The following is an 18,810-nucleotide window of genomic DNA, read 5'->3' as shown; positions in this document are numbered from 1 at the left end:
ATTGCGCAACCGCCCTGCACAGCGTTCAGAGACCAAACGGGAACGTATCCTCCTCGTGCTCCAGGACCTGGGGCGCCGGCAATGGCGTGACGGCTTCGGTCTGTTCGAACCAGAGCCAGGCGTCGAACTGCTCCGCCAGTACCGCTTCGAAATAATGGCTCTGGCGCTCGGTTTCAGGACGGTAGATCACACCGATCGCGCGTTCGAGCAGCGGCTCGGACAACGCATCCAGGAGGGCCTCGTCAGGGTTGGTCCGCCATTGCGTCAGCGATGCGCGAACACCGGCCTGGAGGAATTCGTGCTCCCAACTGCCGGGCAGCGCTGGCCGCACCTGCTTGATTTTCATCGGTGCGTCCCAGTCATCCGCCGCCGCGACACTGCCATGGTCGGTGCCCATGCCCAGCAACACCGCGCTGCGGCCATAAGCCAAACGACACAACTGGCCAATATTGAACTCCCCTTCCCAGCCCATGCGTGTCGCGGCGGCATTGCCAATGTGCGAGTTGTGCGCCCAGACCAGCGCCTTCGCATTGGCGCCGCGATGCTCCAACAAGGTTTGCAGGGTGTCGAACATGTGCCGGTCCCGCAGATTCCACGATGACTTGCCGCCGCGGTACATGGCTCGGTAGTACTGTTCGGCGGCGCGCACGACCCGGGCGTTCTGGGTGGCGCTGAAAAACGCCTCATCATCACTGATCATCGGATCCAGGCGCGTGGCCAACAAGCTGTTGAGTTGCTCGACCACGGCATCTTCACAGGTCGCCAGGTTGCCGCGCTCGGTGAAATGGCCATAAAGCGCCGGGTCATCGTGCCAGGGCGTGAGGCAGCCATAACGATGACGGGCATCACGGGCCATGTCCGGATGGCTGGTATCCAGGTAGTTCAGCACTTCGTCGATGGAGTGACGCAGGCTGTAGACGTCCAAGCCACGAAACTCCACCTTTTGGCCGATAGGCTGTTCCAGATTGTAATCGCGCAACCAGCGAACGAAGCCTTGGACTTCGCAGTTGCGCCACATCCAGGTCGGAAACCGGGCGAACGCCTGCTGCTTCCACGCCGACGGCCCCAAATCGCGTACACAGCGGTCGATTTGACCGGCATCGGGCCAGTCCGCTTCGACGGCAACGATATTGAAACCGTGGTGCTCTATCAGGTGTCGGGTAATGGCGGCACGGGTCCGATAGAACTCATGGGTACCGTGGCTGGCCTCACCGATCAAGACGACCCTGGCGTCACCGAAACGGTCGAACAGTTCGCCGAAGGCTGGGACGTCTTCGGCTGGCAAGGGTTCGGCGTGGCGACGCAGGAGGTCGGCAATGTCGGTTCGGGGTTCGGCAGGACGCCGGCGTAGTCGTTGCAGCAGATCTCTGGCAGGGCTGTTCATGGGTCGTGGCCTCATCAGTACCTGGTTTACAGGTATGACTCTGGCTTGCGGCCCATGACTCCGATCAAATCAGAACGCGAGTTTGAAGCCGATCATCGCCAGCATCACCGCCAGGCAAGGGCGCAGCAGCTCATCGGAGATGCGTCCCGACAAATGGCTGCCCAGGTAGATCCCCGGCAACGAACCGATCAGCAGAAAACCCAGGATGTGCCAATCCATGTTGCCCATGCTCGCATGGCCCAGACCGGCGACCAGGGTCAGCGGCACGGCGTGGGCGATCTCGGTGCCCACCAGGCGCTTGGTGACCAGGAACGGATAGAGGATGAACAGCGCCACAGTGCCCAGGGCGCCGGCACCGATGGAGGTCAACGCGACCATCGTCCCCAGCACGAGGCCGGTGACGACCGTCAGCGCATTGAGGCGCGCACCGGACGGGTTGTAGTGACCGCCGGCGCGATCGTGGGCGAATTGCAGCAGGCGCTTCTTGAACAGGATGGCCAACGCGGTGGCGAACAACACAAAGCCCAAGGCTTGCTTGATCACCGCGTTCATGGCGTCGGGCGAGCTGTGCAGGCTGCTGAGGAACCACAGGGTCAAGCCGACCGCCGGTACACTGCCCAACGTCAGCCAGCCGGTGATGGCCCAGTCGATGTTGCGGTTTTTGGCATGAACCAAAACACCGCCAGACTTGGTAATGGCCGCGTACAGCAGGTCGGTTCCCACCGCCGTCGCCGGGTTGATACCAAACCACAACAGGATCGGGGTCATCAGCGAACCACCGCCGACGCCGGTCATTCCAACGATGAAGCCGACCACCAGGCCCGCAACGACTAAACCGACATTACCGAAATCCATTAAACCCGTCTCGACACGACCGCGTGAAAAATCTGGCCGCGAGCATAGCGATTTTTCTTATAACCCCCTATATCGATGTGATCTATCTTTATTCCTTTTCTCTTCAACTCACTGGACCGGCAAGAAGTTGAGGAACAGCAGGCTCTGGGCATAATTCAAACCGATACGCCGGTAACGCTCGTCGAGCATCTGGGTCAGCAGGTCCAATCGGGCGACGATTTTCCCAAATTCCACGGCGAAACTCAGGTTGCTGCCCTCCTCCGAAATTTCATTGGAAAACAGCAACGGCGTGCCGTCCTTATTCTGCCGCTGGCTGAGCAGCCAAGTGGCTTTTTCGATATTGCGTGCCGCATTGCTGACAAAACGCGGGTCGATGGTGTCGGTCATGTAGAACTCGAGGCGATTGCCGTGAGCCGTGACCAGCATGCTGCCAATGGCATAGATGAATGCCCCGACCCGATCCCCGAGAAACTCCGGGCTCATGGCATAGCTCAGGGCGGCCAGGTCTTTCTTGCCCCCCAGGGTCGGCAAGGGCTGTTGCTGCTCGATGGCCATGCGCACCTGTTTTTCCGCGGTGCGGGCGTCGAGGAAGCCGGATTTGCGCAGTTCTTCGGGGTTACGCAGGTACAGCTTGCTCATCAACAGATAGAGGCTTTGCAGGTTGTCGTGCATCGCCAACGTGGCCATGCGGTCGACACTGGTCTGCAAAAACTCCTGGGGCTTGGCGCTGCTGAATTGCGTGACCATGTCCTGCCCCTGTTGATGACTGCAGCCGCCGCTGAACAGCATCGATACACCGACCAACCCTGCCATGCAGGCGTGGCGCAACCTCGTCACAGAAGAAAAAACACCGGCCATCGAGTCTCAATCTGGGCAGGGGGAAGCGATGGGGGTCGCCGCTTCCAGGCCAAGGATAGAGCGGCAAAAAGCGCAAAAGTGCGGTACCCGGGATGAAAACGCTCGCTTGGGCAAGCCTCGCCCCACTCAATTAGTCTTACTTTTTAATTGATAAATCCCGATTTATAGCTATAAATCCCTTCTCCACCCTCAAATAGAAAGACTACTGAACAGAAAAACCTTCATCGTTGTCCGACCAAGTAACGGACTCGACCGCGTTAAAACAACAACAAAACAACAGGAAGGAAGGTCTTACCATGCTTGAATCCAGACATTTGCTCACGGCCCTCGGAGTCTCTCTGATGATTGCCACCTCCTCCCAGGCCGCCGGCCTGACCAATGAACGCGTTGCCTTCGGCAAGACCAACGACGGCACGGCGGTTGAGAAATTCGTCCTGCGCAACAGCCACGGCATCGAAGCGACCGTCATCACCTACGGCGGGATCCTCCAGTCGTTGATCGTGCCGGACAAAAACGGCATGACCACCGACATCGTGCTCGGCTTCGACGATGTGCAGGGTTACCAGAAGAACGGCAGCGTGTATTTCGGCGCGACCATCGGCCGCTTCGGCAATCGCCTGGCCGGTGGGGCGTTCGAGCTGGATGGCAAGCGCTACCAGGTGCCGCAGAACGACAAGGACAATTCCTTGCACGGTGGACCACAGGGGTTCGATAAACGTGTTTGGAAGGCCGAGCCCAGCAATGACAAGGACTCAGTGGGCGTAACCCTGACGTATCTGTCGGCAGACGGCGAAATGGGTTTTCCCGGCAACCTGAAGACTGACGTCACCTACAGCCTCAATGACAAAAACGAATTGCGCATCGACTACAAGGCCACCACCGACAAACCGACCGTGCTGAACCTGACCAACCACAGCTACTTCAACCTGGCGGGCGCAGGCAACGGTGACATTCTCAAGCAAGTCGCGACCCTGCACGCGGCCCGTTACACGCCGGTCACCGGCAAACTGATTCCCACCGGCGAGCTGGCCCCTGTGGCCGGCACCCCGATGGATTTCACCCAACCCACCGCCATCGGCACACACATCAAGGCTGACCATCCGCAGCTCAAATTCGCCGAACCGAAACAGGGCGGCTTCGATTTCAACTGGGTGCTGGATGCCAAGGGGGACGTGAGCAAACTCGCCGCCGATGTCCAGGACCCGCAATCGGGACGGCGTTTGCAGCTGTACACCACCGAACCGGGTGTGCAGTTCTACACCAGCAACTTCCTCGACGGCACGGTCAAGGGCAAGCAAGGCAAGGTCTACCCGCACTGGGGCGCGTTTACGCTGGAAACCCAGCACTTCCCCGATTCGCCAAACCAGCCGGACTTCCCTACCACACGACTTGATCCGGGCCAGACCTACACCCAGACGATGGTGCTGAAGTTCTCGGCGGAATAACGTCCCCACCGATTGATCGTTCCCCTGCGCGTGGGAACGATCAATGCGTGAACACTTGGTCTATCCTGCTGCCACACGTCAAAGCTCAAAAACAGGAGAGAGCCATGAGGACGCTGGAATTGGCGGGTGTGTCCGTACCGGTGATTGGCCAGGGCACCTGGCGCATGGGTGAAGAACCGTCCCACCACAAGAAAGAAGTGGCCGCCTTGCGGCTGGGCATCGAACTGGGCATGACCCTGATCGACACCGCAGAGATGTACGCCGAAGGCGGTGCCGAAACCGTCGTCGGCGAAGCCATCACCGGCCTGCGCGACCAAGTGTTCCTGGTGAGCAAGGTCTATCCCCACAACGCCAGTCGCAAAGGCATTCCCCTGGCCTGCGAACGCAGTTTGCGGCGGCTCGACACCGATTACATCGACCTTTACCTGTTGCACTGGCGCGGCCAGTACCCCTTGGAAGAAACCGTCGAAGCGTTCGAGCGCCTGCGTGAAGAAGGCAAGATCGGCCGCTGGGGGGTGTCGAACTTTGACGTCGATGACCTTGAGGAGCTGGCCTCGCCGGCCTGCGCCACCAACCAGGTGCTGTACAACCTGCAAGAACGTGGTATCGAATTCGACCTGTTGCCCTGGAGCCAACGACAGCGCATGCCGATCATGGCTTACTGCCCGGTCGGCCAGGGCGGGCACCTGCTCAAGGATCACACCTTGGGGCAAATCGCCGAACGCCATCGCGCCACACCGGCGCAGATCGCACTGGCCTGGCTGCTGCGCCAGGACAACGTGATTGCCATTCCCAAGGCCGTGAAGCCTGAGCATGTTCGCCTGAATGCCGAAGCGGCCAACCTCAGGCTCGAGCCCCAGGACCTGGCCGCCCTCGACCTGATCTTCCCCCAGCCCCAGGGCAAGCAGCGGTTGGCGATGGTGTAGGAGCTGTGTAGGAGCTGTCGAGTGCAACGAGGCTGCGATCTTTCCCCAGCCACTTGAGTCTCAAGCGAAAGATCAAAAGATCGCAGGCTTCGCCAGCTCCTACAGAGCCCAGCGGGAGCAAGCTCCCTCGCCACAAAGGCGTCCAGCCAAATAAAAAGGTCTCCCCCGTCAGAACAACCCCATCTGCCCCCCCACCAACGTCGAAAAGTCATCGTCCACAAACGGCAGGATCGCATCCGCCACCGGCTGTAGTTGTTTGGTCACGTAGTGGTCGTAATCGATTGGCGCACTGCGAATTTCCAGTGGCTCGGGGCCGGCGACGGTGATGACGTAGCTGATCCAGCCGCCATTCTGGTATTGCCGCGGACGACCCTGGCGCTGGTTGAACTCATCGGCCAGCCGCGCAGCCCGCACATGGGGTGGGACATTGCGTTCGTAGTCGTCCAGCGGCCGACGCAAGCGCTTGCGGTAGACCAGCCGCTCATCGAACGCACCGGACAGGGTCTGCTGCACATAGTCGCGCACATAATCCTGGTAGGGCTTGCGGTGGAAGATCCGCCCGTACAGCTCCTGCTGGAACTGCCGGGCCAGCGGCGACCAGTCGGTACGCACGGTTTCCAGGCCCTTGTAGACGATTTCATCGCTGCCGTCGGCGCGGGTCACCAGCCCGGCGTAGCGCTTCTTGCTGCCCTCCTCGGCGCCCCGGATGGTTGGCATCAGGAAGCGCTTGAAATGCGTTTCGAACTGCAGTTCCAGTGCGCTCTCCAGCCCGAACTCGGCACGCACCTGCTCGCGCCACCACTGGTTGACGTGCGCCACCAGCTCGCGACCGATCCGCGCCGCTTCCTCCTGGCCATGGGCACGGCGCAGCCAGACGAAGGTGGAGTCGGTATCGCCGTAGATCACCGAATGCCCCTGGGCTTCGATCAACTGGCGGGTGTGCTGCATGATCTGGTGGCCACGCAGGGTAATGGACGAGGCCAGGCGCGTATCGAAGAAACGACAGCCACTGGAACCGAGCACGCCATAGAACGCGTTCATGATGATTTTCAGCGCTTGGGACAGCGGCGCATTGTGTTCGCGCTTGGCGGTCTCCCGGCCTTCGGAGACCCGCGCCACGATGGCCGGCAGGCAATGTCGAGTACGGGAGAAGCGCGCCCCGCGAAAGCCGGGCACCGACTCTTGGTCATCCGGGTGACGCAGCCCTTCGATCAAGCCCACCGGGTCAATCAGGAAGGTACGGATGATCGACGGATACAGGCTCTTGTAGTCCAGCACCAGCACCGATTCGTAGAGCCCCGGTTGGGAATCCATGACAAACCCGCCCGGGCTGGCCTCGGGCGGACGCTGGCCGAGATTGGGTGCAACAAAGCCCTGGCGGTGCATCAGCGGCATGTACAGGTGCGTGAAGGCCGCCACCGAACCACCGCTGCGGTCCGCCGGCAGGCCGGTGACACTGGCCCGCTCCAGCAGGAACTTGAGCAGCTCGGTCTTGGCGAAGATCCGCGTCACCAGCTCGCAGTCCTTGAGGTTGTAGCGGGCCAGGGCCGGCTTGTCCTCGGCGAACATGCGATTGATCTCGTCCATGCGCTGGTACGGGTTGTCGATGGACTTGCCCTCCCCCAACAGCGTCTGGGCGACGTTTTCCAGGCTGAACGACGGAAAACTCCAAGTGGCCGAGCGCAGGGACTCGATGCCGTCGATGATCAACCGGCCGGCTGCCGAAGCAAAAAAGTGGTTGTTGCGCGCGCCGTGCTCGCGCCATTGCATCTCTTCCCCGCCGCGCCCCAGGCGCAACGGTACTGCCAGTCGCCGGGCATGTTCGTGCAGCACCCGCAGATCGAACTGCACCAGGTTCCAGCCAATGATCGCGTCCGGGTCGAATCGGGCGAACCAGTCGTTGAGTTTCTTCAGCAGCAGTGTGCGCGATTCGCAGTATTCCAACTGGAAATCCACGCCGGTATCGTCGCCATTGGCGGGCCCGAGCATGTAGACCTGGCGCTCGCCACAGCCTTCCAGGGCAATGGAATACAACTCGCCCTGGGCGGTGGTTTCGATGTCCAGGGACACCAGGCGCAACGGTGGACGGTAGTCGGGGGCCGGTTTCATCTGGGCATCGACCAGCAGGCCATCCGCCGCGGGTGTACCGCCGAACCACACCGGGGCGGTGATGAAACGCTCCATCAGGTAGCGCTCTGGCGGTCGGATGTCCGCTTCGAACACCTCCACACCGGCGCGGCGCAAGGTGCTGTCCAGGCGCATCAGTTGGGCGTGTTGCTGGCAATACAGGCCCAGCACCGGACGATGCTCGAAATCCAGCAGGTCCAGGGGGCGCAACGCTATGTCCTTCTCCCCTTGCAGCAAGGCTTCGAGCTGGCCGCGCTGGATCTGCGGCACGAAGGCCACCGACGTCTGCACCGGCAGGCGTACGCGCCGGGGACCGGCGTCGGTCGCCAGCCAGAACTCGACTTCGGTGCCGGCCGGGGTGTCGCGCCAATGCCGGGTCAGGACGAAGCCCTGCTGTAAATCCACCGCTGCAACCTCGAATTTTGCGTAGGCGACGATTCTACCTGTGGCGAGGGAACTTCACCTGACCAACTGACACACCACCCACCTGCTTAACTGACACCACCACCTGCTTTTTGTGGCGAGGGAGCTTGCTCCCGCTGGGGTGCGCAGCAGCCCCAAAACCGACCACCTCGGTATATCGGGCGAATGCCAACAACCAGGGGCTGCTGCGCAGCCCAGCGGGAGCAAGCTCCCTCGCCACGGGGTGCATGGCATCACTTCAGTGGTGAATTCACCGGCAATGACGCTTTTGGACGATTGGCCGCCGCTTTACCGCTTGCTCTGCGCCGTTGGGTCTACGATGCTTGAACAACCAGCAAAAACAACACCCCGAGGCCCCCCATGAAAACCGTCGCGCAGTTGCTCCGGATGAAAGATGACAAGAACCAGCAGGTGCACACCATTTCACCGGACGACATGGTATTGCAGGCCTTGATGCGCATGGCCGAGAAGAATGTCGGCGCCTTGCTGGTGGTGAAGGACAACAAAGTGCTGGGGATCATCAGCGAGCGCGACTATGCCCGCAAAATGGTCCTGCACGGGCGCTCGTCGGTGGGCACGAAAGTGAGCGACATCATGGTCTCCCCGGTGATCACCATCGACCCGCACCAGAATGTCGAGAAATGCCTGAGCATCATGACCGAAAAGCACTTGCGACATTTGCCGGTGGTAGAAGACGGCAAGCTTATCGGGCTGCTGTCCATCGGTGACCTGGTCAAGGAGGCCATCGCCGAACAGGCCGATCTGATCAGACAACTGGAGCAATACATTCGCGGCGAATGATCCCTGCCAACGGGTTGCTCATTCTCAACACACTTCTATATTGAAGGGGTTGTTCCTGCGAGCATCCCGATGGCCGCCACCGACCGACTGATCATTTGTGAACATTGCGATGCGGTGTACGAGCCGGTTGTGCTCGCCCCGCACCAGAAAGCCGCGTGCGTGCGCTGCCACGCGGTGATCCAGCGCTACAACGGCCTGACCATCGAACAACGCCTGGCCTTGAGCGTGACGGCCGCGGTGCTGTGGGCTTTCGCCAACATCTACCCGGTGATGAGCATCCGCCTCCAGGGCCTGAGCAACAGCGCGACGTTATGGGATTCCATCGTGGCGCTGAGCCAGGGGCCCATCACCTTCATCGCCCTGGTGACAGCGGTGGCGATCATCCTTGCACCGGCCTTCCAACTGGTGCTGCTGCTCTGGGTCCTGGGCCATGCCTACCTCCAGCGGCGGGCGCCCGGGTTCAGCCTGTGCATGCGCAGCCTGGAAACCCTGCGGCCCTGGAGCATGCTGGAGGTGTGCCTGCTGGGCGCGCTGGTGGCGGTGATCAAGCTCGCCGGCCTGCTGGACGTGCTGCCGGGCATCGGTCTGTTCGCCCTGGCGGCCCTGAGCCTGCTGATGATCCGCATTGCCGGGCGCGATGTCCGCGACCTCTGGGACAGCCTATGAACGGCCAGCCGCCGGACACCCCGCCGCAAGCCCGCGACCTGAACCTGTGCCTGTGCCACAGCTGCGGGCTGGCCTGCGACATGACCGACGAACCCCAGGCCTGCCCGCGTTGCGACGCCGCCCTGCACCGCCGCAAACCCGACGCCATCACCCGCACCTGGGCCTACATGCTCGCCGCGCTGGTGTTCTACATTCCGGCCAACCTGCTTCCGGTCATGAATACCCAGATGCTCGGCGAAGGCGCCGACAGCACCATCATCAGTGGCGTCATCGAGTTCTGGCAAAGTGGCGCCTGGGACATCGCCCTGATCATCTTCATCGCCAGCATCGCCGTGCCCGGCATCAAGTTCGTGGTCCTGACCCTGCTGCTGGTGACCGCACAGCGACGCAGCACCTGGGCCCAGGTCCAGCGGGCGAAGCTGTACCGGCTGGTGGAAGTCATCGGCTACTGGTCGATGCTCGATGTGCTGGTGGTGGCCCTGGTGGCGGCCCTGGTCAAGTTCCAGGCATTGAGCGATATCGAACCGCGACCGGGTATCCTGTTCTTCGGCCTCGTGGTGCTGTTCACCATGCTGTCGGCCATGAGTTTCGACCCCCGGCTGATCTGGGACACTCAACCCTCCGAGGAGACCATGGATGAAGTCGCAAGCCACTGACGGGCCACAACCCGCACCCGGCCGGGCTCACGTCAGCACCCGCCGCTGGACGGTGTCGCTGGTGTGGATCGTGCCGATCATCGCGGTGCTGGTGGGCATTTCCCTGGTGGTCAACAACTGGCTGCAGGAAGGTCCGACCATCACCATCACCTTCAAGACCGGCCAGGGCCTGACCGCCAACAAGACCCAGGTGAAATACCGCAACGTGGTCATCGGCCAGGTTACCGACGTGCAACTGAGCGAAGACCAGAAGAACGTCACCGCCACGGTCAAGCTCGCCAAGACCGCCGACACCTTCACTCACGAGGACTCGGTGTTCTGGGTCGTACGGCCGCGCATCGGGGCCGGCGGGATCTCGGGGATCGACACGCTGCTGTCCGGTGACTTCATCGGTGCAGACGCCGGCCAGTCGAAAGTGCGCGCCAAATCCTTCACCGGCCTGGAAGCCCCGCCGCCGATCACCTATGGCGAACCGGGCAAGCGCTTCACCCTGCACTCCCAGGACCTTGGCTCGCTGGACATCGGCTCGCCGGTGTACCTGCGCAAGATCCCGGTAGGCCAGGTCGTGTCCTATGCACTGGACGCCGAGGGCAAAGGCGTCAACATCGACGTGTTCGTCAACGCGCCCAACGATGTGTATGTCACCGAAAACACCCGGTTCTGGAACGTCAGCGGCGTGGACGTGAATGTCGGTGCCAACGGTTTTGCCGTGAAGACCGAATCGCTCTCAGCCTTGCTGCTGGGCGGCATCGCGTTCCGGGCACCGGAATACAGTCCAAACGACACCGTTGCCAACGAAGACAAGACCTTCGAACTGTTTGCCGACCAGCAAAGCGCCCTCGCCCCGCCCGATGGCAAGGGCCAATACCTGGCCCTGCGTTTCGACCAGGCGCTGCGCGGGTTGCGAGTCGGTGCACCGGTGGAATTCCTCGGCGTGGAAGTCGGCCGGGTAGTCGCCATCAACCTCGATTTCGATGAGAAACAACGCAGCTTTCCGGTCAACGTCGGCGTGGTGATCTACCCGCAACGCCTGGGCAAGGCCCATGAAAAACTGCTCAAGTCGCTCAATCACGACCCGGAAGACGAAGCCGCCGGTGCCCGCCTGATCGGCAGCTTCGTCGAGCGTGGCCTGCGCGCCCAGGCCCGCAGCGGCAACCTGCTGACCGGGCAGTTGTACATCTCGCTGGACTTCTACCCCAAGGCCGAAAAAGTGGCCTTCGACCCCAGCGCCCGTCCCGTGCGTATTCCGACCCTCCCGGGCAGCCTGCAGCAATTGCAGGAACAACTGCAGACGATGGTCGAGCGGATCAACAAACTGCCATTGGAGAGCATCGCCGGCAACCTGGATGGCAACCTGGTGGAGCTACGCAAAGGCCTTGCCCAGTTCAACAGCAAGACCCTGCCAGGCGTACAAAGCACCTTGCAGGACGTCAGCAAGACCCTGCAATCGGCCAACTCGACCCTGGCCGAAGATTCACCGCAGCGCGAACAACTGACCCAGACCCTGGATGACCTGGGCCGCATGTCGCGCTCGTTGCGCGAGCTGTCGGACTACCTGAGCCGCCATCCCGAATCGCTGCTTCGCGGTCGTCCCAAGGACGCACCGGCACAGAACCTCACATTGCCGGTGAACGAATGATCACAGGAGCCCGCCCCATGCCACTGACGCTGAAATTCACCCTGGTTGCCGTGGCGCTGCTGCTCGGCGCCTGTCGCAGCGATCCGATCCACTACCACACCCTGATCCCCGCTCAGCCGGCCGGCCAGTCACACTCCGACGTGGACATCCAGATCGAACAGGTGAGCGTTCCACCCCAGGTGGATCGCACCCAGATGGTCATTCGCCAGGGCAACAGCGGGTTGGCGATCCTCGAAACCGAGTGGTGGGGTGCCAGCCTGGCGGATGAACTGCACAGCAGCCTGGACGAACAACTGAGCAACCCAGGCGCGCCGAAATCATCGCTGCGGGTGGACGTGCAGCGCTTTGACTCGATCCCCGGCCGCTATGCCCGCATGGACGTGCAATGGCGCCTGCGCAGCCTGGGCGGTGACACCCGCCCCCTGATTTGTCGCAGCAACCTGCAAACGCCGGCGGGCGCCAGCATCGACGAACTGGTGACGGCGCATCAGCAGAACGTCCGGCAATTTGTCGACCTTGTCGAGCAGGCGGCTGCACGCAAGGTCTGTCCTTGACCTGTAGGAGCTGCCGAAGGCTGCGATCCTTTGATCTTTCGCTTGAGATTCAAGCGTCAGCGGAAAGATCGCAGCCTCGCTTCGCTCGGCAGCTCCTACAAAGGCCAATGCAGCGACAGTATCGGCGCCACGCGTGGATGGCGGTCGATGCGTTCCAACAATCCGTAGAACTCCGGACGGGCGTTGAGCATCGCCTCCCGCGTATTTCTCCACTTGGTGATCACAGCCGCCAGGATATCCAGCGCCCCCGGCTCGTCGCCGCTGAGAAACGGCTGGGCCGGGAACTGGTCGGCGAACAGCGCCCAGTTGCGATACAGCCGTTGCTGGGTGCCTGATACCAAGCGCTGCCGAGTCTCTTCGTCCGCATCGTCCAGCCAGCGCTCCGGAAAATCGATGATGCCGATGGGGGTGTAGCAGTTGGCCGCGATGTACACCAGGCCTCGTATGGCTTGCGCACGTTGGGCTGCCTCGTCAGGGAGCAGCTTCGAGGCGGGAAAGGTCAGCCCAAGGTGAATCAGAATCGCCGCCGCTTCGGTCAGCACCGAGCCGTCTGGCAACTGCAGGGTCGGGACCTGCTTCAGAGGGTTGAGGGCCTCGAGTTCTTTCGCCGCATCGCTTTGCTCTGTCGAATAGGCATCGATCCGCCGATAAGCCACATCACAAAGATCCAGGGCCACCTCAACCGCCGACGAGCCGGATTGCCTGTGACCGAATAACTGATACATGAGCTTGCCTCCTGCCTGTGGGTTACCCGGTAGAGCCTACAAACCTGGCAGTGTTCCACCCGAAGGACGACACGCACGCCAGGGGGATACCCTCGCTGGATCAACCGACATCGAGCTATCACTGCCATCGATGTTCACCATCATGCCAATGAAGTTCTCTTGATGATCGCCCGGGACAACAATGGCCTCACACAAACCACTGCCCCCCCGGAGCACACCATCATGAAACGCCAAGTCATCCTCAGCCTCGCTTTCTCCATACTGGCCGCCAACGTATTCGCCGCCTCCTCGCAACCCGTCGTCGCCGAAGGCGGTTCTGATCGCCTGATCGAAAACCGCGTCGCTGAAGGTGGCTCTGACCGCCTGATCGGAAATCGCGTCGCCGAAGGTGGCTCTGACCGTCTGCTGGAACGCCGCGTCGCTGAAGGTGGCTCCGACCGCCTGCTGGAACGCCGTGTCGCTGAAGGTGGCTCCGACCGCCTGATCGAAAACCGCGTCGCTGAAGGTGGCTCCGACCGCCTGATCGAAAACCGCGTCGCTGAAGGTGGCTCCGACCGTCTGATCGAAAACCGCGTCGCTGAAGGTGGCTCTGATCGCCTGATCGAAAACCGCGTCGCTGAAGGTGGCTCCGACCGCCTGATCGAAAATCACGCATGAGTTGCTGGACGGCAACAAATGATCGGCAACACACCCTGTGGCGAGGGAGCTTGCTCCCGCTGGGGCGCGCAGCGACCGCCCCTAGACCGCCACCCTGAAAGCCCGGCCTCATCCGCCGGGCTTTTTCATGTCCAACATCTGATTAGCGCCCCGCCGCCCGCGCCATGCAGCGCTGATAACGCTCATCCACCCGCTTGGCAAACCACGCCGTGGTCAGCTTGCGCGTAATCTTCGGGCTCTTGAGCACGATCCCCGGCAATACCGCCCGTGGCAATGGCTTGCCCTCGGCCCGCTCAGCCAGTTCGAACACGCGCTTGTAGAGCTTGCTGTCCTCGAACGCCAGGCTGTCACCCTGCTCCAATTGATCGCGAATGGTCGGGTTGCGCATTCCCAGCGACTTGCCCAGCGTGCGTACCGCCAGTTCCGTGCTGCCCGGCATGATTGAATCATGCGCGACCAGATCGCCATCCAACGCCAGGGAAATACCCGATGCCACACTCACCGCATGCTGGAAAGCCGCGTTGCGACTGGCGTACCAGCCGGCATTGAAATCGGCGAAACGATACAACGGATCGGTATAGCTCACCGGATAACCCAGCAAATGCGCGATACCGAAGTACATCCCGCCACGGCGACTGAACACTTCGCGACGAATCGAGCCATCCACCGTGTAGGGATAATCCCGCGCATTGGTCTGGGCAAACGCGATGCTGACCTGCATCGGACCACCGGTGTGCACCGGATTGAAGCCGCCGAACAGAGTCTTGCCCAGCGGCACCATGCCAATGAAATCATCGAAAATCCCGCTCAACTCTTTCTCGCTGCGCGCCGCATTGAGCCGATCGCTGTAGCTTTTGCCATTGGGTGAGCGCACCTGGAGCGCGCCGCTGACCAACAACTCCGGAATGTGCACCTTCGCCGCACGGCGGTTGATCTCCTGGCGCGCGATCTTGCCCAGCCCCGGCACCGGCGGGTCGGCCTGGAACGTCGACTCCTGTTCAGTCACTGCCAGGACCGCACAGATATTCTGCGTCGTGGACGGAATTTGCTGGGCCGAAAAGGCCACATAGATATCAGTCGCCCAGCCTTCGCGATCCACCGTCTTGGCTGGCAACAACCGCACGATCTGCTGCTTGACCTCAGCGGGCTGGCGCTCGGGCTCCTGTGCCTGGCGGCTGCCGCAACCAGCCAAGGTCAGCAACGCCGCGAGGCTGATCATCAATGGGTTGAATTGCATGGTGCTCCATCGGGTGTGTTATTCCGGAGCAACCATACGATCAAAAATGGATACGGGCTATGCCAATGTGGGAGCGAGCTTGCTCGCGATAGCGGCGGCACAAGCCCACTTGATGCAAGCTGACCCACCGCTTTCGCGAGCAGGCTCGCTCCCACAGTTTCGCTAACCTGGAGAGGCGCGGATCAGATCCCGCTCAGCGCCAGGTCCATGGCGAAGTAGGTGAAGATCAAATCCGCCCCCGCCCGCTTGATGGCGCCAAGGCTCTCGCGGACCACGCGGGCTTCGTCGATGGCGCCGGCCTGGGCGGCGAATTTGATCATCGCGTACTCGCCACTGACCTGATACGCCGACAGCGGCAGGTTCGAAGCCTGGCGAATGTCGCGGATGATATCGAGGTAGGCACCGGCCGGCTTGACCATCAGCGCATCGGCACCTTCCTGCTCATCGAGCAGAGATTCGCGCAGGGCTTCGCGGCGGTTCATCGGGTTCATCTGGTAGCTCTTGCGATCGCCTTTCAGCGCGCTGCCGCCGGCCTCGCGGAACGGCCCATAAAGTGCCGAAGCGAATTTGGTGGAATAGGCCATGATTGCCGTCTGGCTGAAACCGGCTTCATCCAGGGCCTTGCGAATCGCCTGGACCTGCCCGTCCATGGCCGCCGATGGGGCGATCACATCGGCACCGGAGCGGGCCGCCGCCACGGCTTGCTTGCCCAGGTTGACCAGGGTCCGGTCGTTGTCCACTTCATCGCCGTGGAGGACGCCGCAATGACCATGGTCGGTGTATTCACAAAAGCAGGTGTCGGACATCACGATCATTTCCGGCACCGCGTCCTTGCAGATCCCGGCCATGCGCGACACCAGGCCGCGCTCGCTCCAAGTGTCGCTGCCGTCATTGTCCAAGTGATGGGACACACCAAAGGTCATCACCGACTTGATGCCGGCGCGGGCATAACGCTCGATCTCACTGGCCAGCTTCGATTCAGGGATACGCACCACGCCAGGCATGCTCTTGATCGGCACAAAATCATCGATTTCTTCTTCGACGAAAATCGGCAGGACCAGGTCGTTCAAGGTGAACTCGGTTTCCTGGAACAAGCTGCGCAGGCTTGCATTGCGACGCAGACGGCGAGGACGTGCTTCGGGGAACTGGCTGGACATGGGACTCCTGGGCAAAAAGTGCTACTCGATCACAGGGAGCAAAGCTTATGCCCTGGCCGGCCAGGGCACAAACGCCAGCTGGAAAACAGAGTGTTACCAGCCGGGCAATAATCGCCTCACAAGGTCAACGAGCCATTGATGCACGTCACCACAGCGCCACCAATCCAGACCTCATCGCCCACCTGCTCGACATGGATGCGCCCGGCCCGGCCCATCGTCAGCCCCTGGCTGACCACATAGGACGCCGGCGCCAGCCCCTTGCCCAATAGCCATTGCGCGAGCCCGGCGTTCAAGCTGCCCGTGGCCGGATCCTCGGGCATGCCATCACCGGCGATGAAGCCGCGCACTTCAAAGTGCGCCTCATCGCCATCCACGACCCGGTCCCAAGGGGCAATCACGCCCACAGCCAGATCCAGCAACTGAGGGTAATCGGGCTTGAGCGTCAGGACCTGCTGGCGATCCTTGAGCATCAACGCCAGCCAACCGGCACCGTTATCGACCCATTGCGCCTCGACAATCGCCTCCGCGGCGAGCCCCAGCCCCTTGCGCACTCGTTCCAGCAACCCGGCATCCAGCGGACCGGACTTGAGCAAGGGCGGCGCCAGGAACGCCAACCCATGAGCGCTGCGGCGAATCCTGACCAGGCCGACGCCGCACTCCTGCACGATCTCTTGCCCTTTCGGCACGCCTCCGGCTTCCAGCCAGGCGTGACAACTGCCCAGCGTTGGATGCCCGGCAAACGGCAACTCGGTCGACGTGGTGAAGATACGCACCCGGTAATCGGCTTCCGGGTGCTGCGGCGCCAGCAGGAACGTGGTTTCGCTGAGGTTGGTCCAGTTGGCAAAAGCCGCCATGCGCGAGTCACTGAGCCCATCGGCCCCCAGCACCACCGCCAGCGGATTGCCTTTGAGCGGCACGTCGCTGAATACATCCAGTTGCTTGTAATCGAAACGGCGAGGGGTCGGGCTACTCATTCCGGAATCTTCAACCCACGCGCCACGGCCGGTCGCGCCAGGAAGCGCTCCAATACCCGCGTCACATTGGGGAAGTTCTGGATGCCCACCAAATCACCGGCCTCATAAAAGCCGATCAGGTTGCGCACCCATGGAAACGTGGCGATATCGGCAATGGTGTAGCGCTCGCCCATGATCCAGTCCCGCCCTTGCAGACGGCCATCGAGCACCTTGAGCAGGCGCTTGCTTTCCTCGACATAACGATCGCGCGGCCGCTTGTCCTCGTAGTCCTTGCCGGCGAATTTGTTGAAGAACCCCAACTGCCCGAACATCGGCCCGATCCCACCCATCTGGAACATCAGCCACTGGAGCGTCTCGTAGCGCGCCGCCGACTCCTGGGCCAGCAACTGCCCGCTCTTGTCCGCCAGATAAATCAGGATCGCCCCCGACTCGAACAACGCCAACGGCTCGTCGCCCGGCCCATGGGGATCGAGAATCGCCGGGATCTTGTTATTGGGGTTCAGGGAAAGAAACTCGGGCGACAACTGGTCGTTGTTGGCGAAGTCCACTTTGTGGGGCTCGTACGGCAGGCCGATCTCCTCCAGCATGATCGAGACTTTCACGCCGTTGGGGGTTGGCAGGGAGTAGAGCTGGAGCCACTCCGGGTATTGGGCGGGCCATTTTTCGGTGATGGGGAATGGGGTCAAGTCGGGCATGGGGTCGGCTCGGAAATGAAGGAAACCCCGAGGATAATCCAAGATGTAGGGCACGACATCACTGCCCGTCACAGAATTCACGTCGCCCCTTCTTAATTTCGCAACATCCTGTCGTTAACGTTCGTCACATCTCCCGACGGAGATCGCTACAGTGCACCGGGACCCGCCAGAATCGAACCAAAGCGCTCGGAGGGACTCTGAGCAATGCCCCCGAGGATTCGACGAGGCGTAACGACAGGGAAAACACCCGAGGCCAGCCGCTTCGCGGTGCCAGGGTTTGTCAGCCTGACTCACGCGTGCTGAAGACTATTTATTCGATGATGAACCCACTGAATTTCACCAGGCGCTTCAAACACCGTTCGTGGCTGATGCTGCCAACGCTGCTTGTGGTCTGTGGCCTGGTGCTGTCGCTGGAGTCCAGCGTCAGCCGCGCCCAGCCAGCCGATGGTGTACAGACCCTGGTTTTCCTGCGCCACGCCGAGAAACCCGTCGGCGGCTTAGGCCAGCTCAACTGTCGGGGCCTCAACCGCGCCATCGACCTGGCCACCCTCCTGCCGGAAAAATTCGGCAAGGCCGACTACGTGTTCGCGGCCAACCCTACCCGCAATGTCGAAGAGGGTGAGCTGGACAACTCCTACAGCTATATTCGCCCGTTGATGACCATCAGCCCCAGTGCTATCAAGCTCGGGTTGCCGGTGAACATCGATTATTCAGCCAACGACACCAGCGACCTGGCTGACGAGCTGCTCCACGACAAGTACCACAACGCCACCATCTACACCGCCTGGTCCCATGGCTACCTGCCGGAGCTGATCAACAAGGTCGCCGGAGAGGCGGTGGGCAAGGAGCAGACCATTACCGAAGACTGGGCCTCGGGTGACTTCGATTCGCTGTATGTGCTGACCCTGACCTGGCACAACGGCAAGGCCAGCCTCACCAGCCAGAGCTACAAACAAGGTCTGGACAATGGGCAGGAAACTTGCCCGACCTGATCAGTCGCTATTTAGTGCAGCCCCTGTGGGAGCGAGCTT

The 18,810-nt window shown here is 61.6% G+C and carries 18 protein-coding genes; 9 read left to right on the top strand and 9 right to left on the bottom strand.

The features are described from left to right. Positions 1-25 precede the first annotated feature (25 nt). From AD659_RS10810 to AD659_RS10800, 3 genes are all read right to left on the bottom strand, one after another. Complete coding sequence (locus AD659_RS10810; RefSeq protein ID WP_053120991.1) at positions 26-1,384, bottom strand: erythromycin esterase family protein; 1,359 nt, start codon at positions 1,382-1,384, stop codon at positions 26-28. Positions 1,385-1,453: 69 nt separating this feature from the next. Further along, positions 1,454-2,239, bottom strand: coding sequence for a sulfite exporter TauE/SafE family protein (locus AD659_RS10805; RefSeq protein WP_053120989.1), 786 nt, complete (start codon positions 2,237-2,239; stop codon positions 1,454-1,456). Positions 2,240-2,347: 108 nt separating this feature from the next. Next, positions 2,348-3,052 (bottom strand): hypothetical protein, encoded by a 705-nt coding sequence (locus tag AD659_RS10800; RefSeq protein WP_053120987.1) that lies wholly within the window; start codon positions 3,050-3,052, stop codon positions 2,348-2,350. A gap of 341 nt (positions 3,053-3,393) precedes the next feature. On the opposite strand from AD659_RS10800, the gene AD659_RS10795 reads away from it, so the two are divergent. Further along, the gene (locus AD659_RS10795) at positions 3,394-4,542 is read left to right on the top strand and encodes an aldose epimerase family protein (protein ID WP_053120985.1); all 1,149 of its coding nucleotides are present in this window, start codon (positions 3,394-3,396) and stop codon (positions 4,540-4,542) included. A gap of 104 nt (positions 4,543-4,646) precedes the next feature. Further along, positions 4,647-5,468: an aldo/keto reductase gene (locus AD659_RS10790; protein WP_053120983.1), complete on the top strand. Its 822-nt coding sequence runs from the start codon at positions 4,647-4,649 to the stop codon at positions 5,466-5,468. Positions 5,469-5,636: 168 nt separating this feature from the next. Here the strand turns inward: AD659_RS10790 and AD659_RS10785 are convergent, their stop codons facing one another. After that, on the bottom strand, positions 5,637-8,000 hold the full coding sequence (locus AD659_RS10785; protein WP_053120981.1) for a DNA polymerase II: 2,364 nt from the start codon (positions 7,998-8,000) through the stop codon (positions 5,637-5,639). Positions 8,001-8,378: 378 nt separating this feature from the next. On the opposite strand from AD659_RS10785, the gene AD659_RS10775 reads away from it, so the two are divergent. The 5 genes from AD659_RS10775 to AD659_RS10755 all read left to right on the top strand — a co-directional run bounded on the left by AD659_RS10775 (position 8,379) and on the right by AD659_RS10755 (position 12,334). Beyond that, positions 8,379-8,819, top strand: a complete 441-nt coding sequence (locus AD659_RS10775) for a CBS domain-containing protein (RefSeq protein WP_053120977.1) — start codon at positions 8,379-8,381, stop codon at positions 8,817-8,819. Positions 8,820-8,888: 69 nt separating this feature from the next. Next, a complete protein-coding gene (locus tag AD659_RS10770) occupies positions 8,889-9,485 on the top strand; it encodes a paraquat-inducible protein A (protein WP_053120975.1) in 597 nt (198 codons plus the stop codon). After that, complete coding sequence (locus AD659_RS10765; RefSeq protein ID WP_053120973.1) at positions 9,482-10,141, top strand: paraquat-inducible protein A; 660 nt, start codon at positions 9,482-9,484, stop codon at positions 10,139-10,141. The genes AD659_RS10770 and AD659_RS10765 overlap by 4 nt, the downstream gene beginning before the upstream one ends. Then, positions 10,122-11,780, top strand: a complete 1,659-nt coding sequence (locus AD659_RS10760; RefSeq protein WP_053120971.1) for a PqiB family protein — start codon at positions 10,122-10,124, stop codon at positions 11,778-11,780. The genes AD659_RS10765 and AD659_RS10760 overlap by 20 nt, the downstream gene beginning before the upstream one ends. A gap of 17 nt (positions 11,781-11,797) precedes the next feature. Then, positions 11,798-12,334: a PqiC family protein gene (locus AD659_RS10755; RefSeq protein WP_053120969.1), complete on the top strand. Its 537-nt coding sequence runs from the start codon at positions 11,798-11,800 to the stop codon at positions 12,332-12,334. 95 nt (positions 12,335-12,429) lie between these two features. Here AD659_RS10755 and AD659_RS10750 read toward each other — a convergent pair whose 3' ends face one another. Beyond that, positions 12,430-13,059: a glutathione S-transferase family protein gene (locus tag AD659_RS10750; RefSeq protein WP_053120967.1), complete on the bottom strand. Its 630-nt coding sequence runs from the start codon at positions 13,057-13,059 to the stop codon at positions 12,430-12,432. A gap of 222 nt (positions 13,060-13,281) precedes the next feature. On the opposite strand from AD659_RS10750, the gene AD659_RS10745 reads away from it, so the two are divergent. Further along, positions 13,282-13,716, top strand: a complete 435-nt coding sequence (locus tag AD659_RS10745; protein WP_083347241.1) for a phage infection protein — start codon at positions 13,282-13,284, stop codon at positions 13,714-13,716. Positions 13,717-13,858: 142 nt separating this feature from the next. On the opposite strand, the gene AD659_RS10740 is transcribed toward AD659_RS10745, so the two are convergent. From AD659_RS10740 to AD659_RS10725, 4 genes are all read right to left on the bottom strand, one after another. After that, a complete protein-coding gene (locus AD659_RS10740) occupies positions 13,859-14,953 on the bottom strand; it encodes a DUF1615 domain-containing protein (protein WP_053120963.1) in 1,095 nt (364 codons plus the stop codon). Between the two features lie 182 nt (positions 14,954-15,135). Next, on the bottom strand, positions 15,136-16,110 hold the full coding sequence (gene hemB, locus AD659_RS10735) for a porphobilinogen synthase (RefSeq protein WP_053120961.1): 975 nt from the start codon (positions 16,108-16,110) through the stop codon (positions 15,136-15,138). Between the two features lie 116 nt (positions 16,111-16,226). Continuing rightward, on the bottom strand, positions 16,227-17,084 hold the full coding sequence (locus AD659_RS10730; RefSeq protein WP_053120959.1) for a PhzF family phenazine biosynthesis protein: 858 nt from the start codon (positions 17,082-17,084) through the stop codon (positions 16,227-16,229). Next, complete coding sequence (locus tag AD659_RS10725; protein WP_053120957.1) at positions 17,081-17,779, bottom strand: glutathione binding-like protein; 699 nt, start codon at positions 17,777-17,779, stop codon at positions 17,081-17,083. Before AD659_RS10725 ends, AD659_RS10730 begins: the two co-directional genes overlap by 4 nt. A 317-nt stretch (positions 17,780-18,096) precedes the next feature. On the opposite strand from AD659_RS10725, the gene AD659_RS10720 reads away from it, so the two are divergent. Beyond that, a complete protein-coding gene (locus AD659_RS10720; RefSeq protein ID WP_053120955.1) occupies positions 18,097-18,771 on the top strand; it encodes a hypothetical protein in 675 nt (224 codons plus the stop codon). Positions 18,772-18,810 lie beyond the last annotated feature (39 nt).

Origin of the sequence: Pseudomonas thivervalensis (assembly GCF_001269655.1) — a bacterium.
In the GTDB taxonomy this organism is placed as follows: Bacteria; Pseudomonadota; Gammaproteobacteria; order Pseudomonadales; family Pseudomonadaceae; genus Aquipseudomonas; species Aquipseudomonas thivervalensis.
Note: the sequence above shows the minus strand (reverse complement) of the source record. Positions and strands in the feature narration are given on the sequence as shown.

Coding starts and splice junctions, on each gene's coding strand:
- AD659_RS10765 (WP_053120973.1), top strand. CDS start 9,482: ATGAACGGCCAGCCGCCGGACACCCCGCCGCAAGCCCGCGACCTGAAC.
- AD659_RS10775 (WP_053120977.1), top strand. CDS start 8,379: ATGAAAACCGTCGCGCAGTTGCTCCGGATGAAAGATGACAAGAACCAG.
- AD659_RS10745 (WP_083347241.1), top strand. CDS start 13,282: ATGAAACGCCAAGTCATCCTCAGCCTCGCTTTCTCCATACTGGCCGCC.
- AD659_RS10770 (WP_053120975.1), top strand. CDS start 8,889: ATGGCCGCCACCGACCGACTGATCATTTGTGAACATTGCGATGCGGTG.
- AD659_RS10795 (WP_053120985.1), top strand. CDS start 3,394: ATGCTTGAATCCAGACATTTGCTCACGGCCCTCGGAGTCTCTCTGATG.
- AD659_RS10760 (WP_053120971.1), top strand. CDS start 10,122: ATGAAGTCGCAAGCCACTGACGGGCCACAACCCGCACCCGGCCGGGCT.
- AD659_RS10805 (WP_053120989.1), bottom strand. CDS start 2,239: ATGGATTTCGGTAATGTCGGTTTAGTCGTTGCGGGCCTGGTGGTCGGC.
- AD659_RS10755 (WP_053120969.1), top strand. CDS start 11,798: ATGCCACTGACGCTGAAATTCACCCTGGTTGCCGTGGCGCTGCTGCTC.
- AD659_RS10790 (WP_053120983.1), top strand. CDS start 4,647: ATGAGGACGCTGGAATTGGCGGGTGTGTCCGTACCGGTGATTGGCCAG.
- AD659_RS10740 (WP_053120963.1), bottom strand. CDS start 14,953: ATGCAATTCAACCCATTGATGATCAGCCTCGCGGCGTTGCTGACCTTG.
- AD659_RS10730 (WP_053120959.1), bottom strand. CDS start 17,084: ATGAGTAGCCCGACCCCTCGCCGTTTCGATTACAAGCAACTGGATGTA.
- AD659_RS10750 (WP_053120967.1), bottom strand. CDS start 13,059: ATGTATCAGTTATTCGGTCACAGGCAATCCGGCTCGTCGGCGGTTGAG.
- AD659_RS10725 (WP_053120957.1), bottom strand. CDS start 17,779: ATGCCCGACTTGACCCCATTCCCCATCACCGAAAAATGGCCCGCCCAA.
- AD659_RS10800 (WP_053120987.1), bottom strand. CDS start 3,052: ATGGCAGGGTTGGTCGGTGTATCGATGCTGTTCAGCGGCGGCTGCAGT.
- AD659_RS10720 (WP_053120955.1), top strand. CDS start 18,097: ATGATGAACCCACTGAATTTCACCAGGCGCTTCAAACACCGTTCGTGG.
- hemB (WP_053120961.1), bottom strand. CDS start 16,110: ATGTCCAGCCAGTTCCCCGAAGCACGTCCTCGCCGTCTGCGTCGCAAT.
- AD659_RS10810 (WP_053120991.1), bottom strand. CDS start 1,384: ATGAACAGCCCTGCCAGAGATCTGCTGCAACGACTACGCCGGCGTCCT.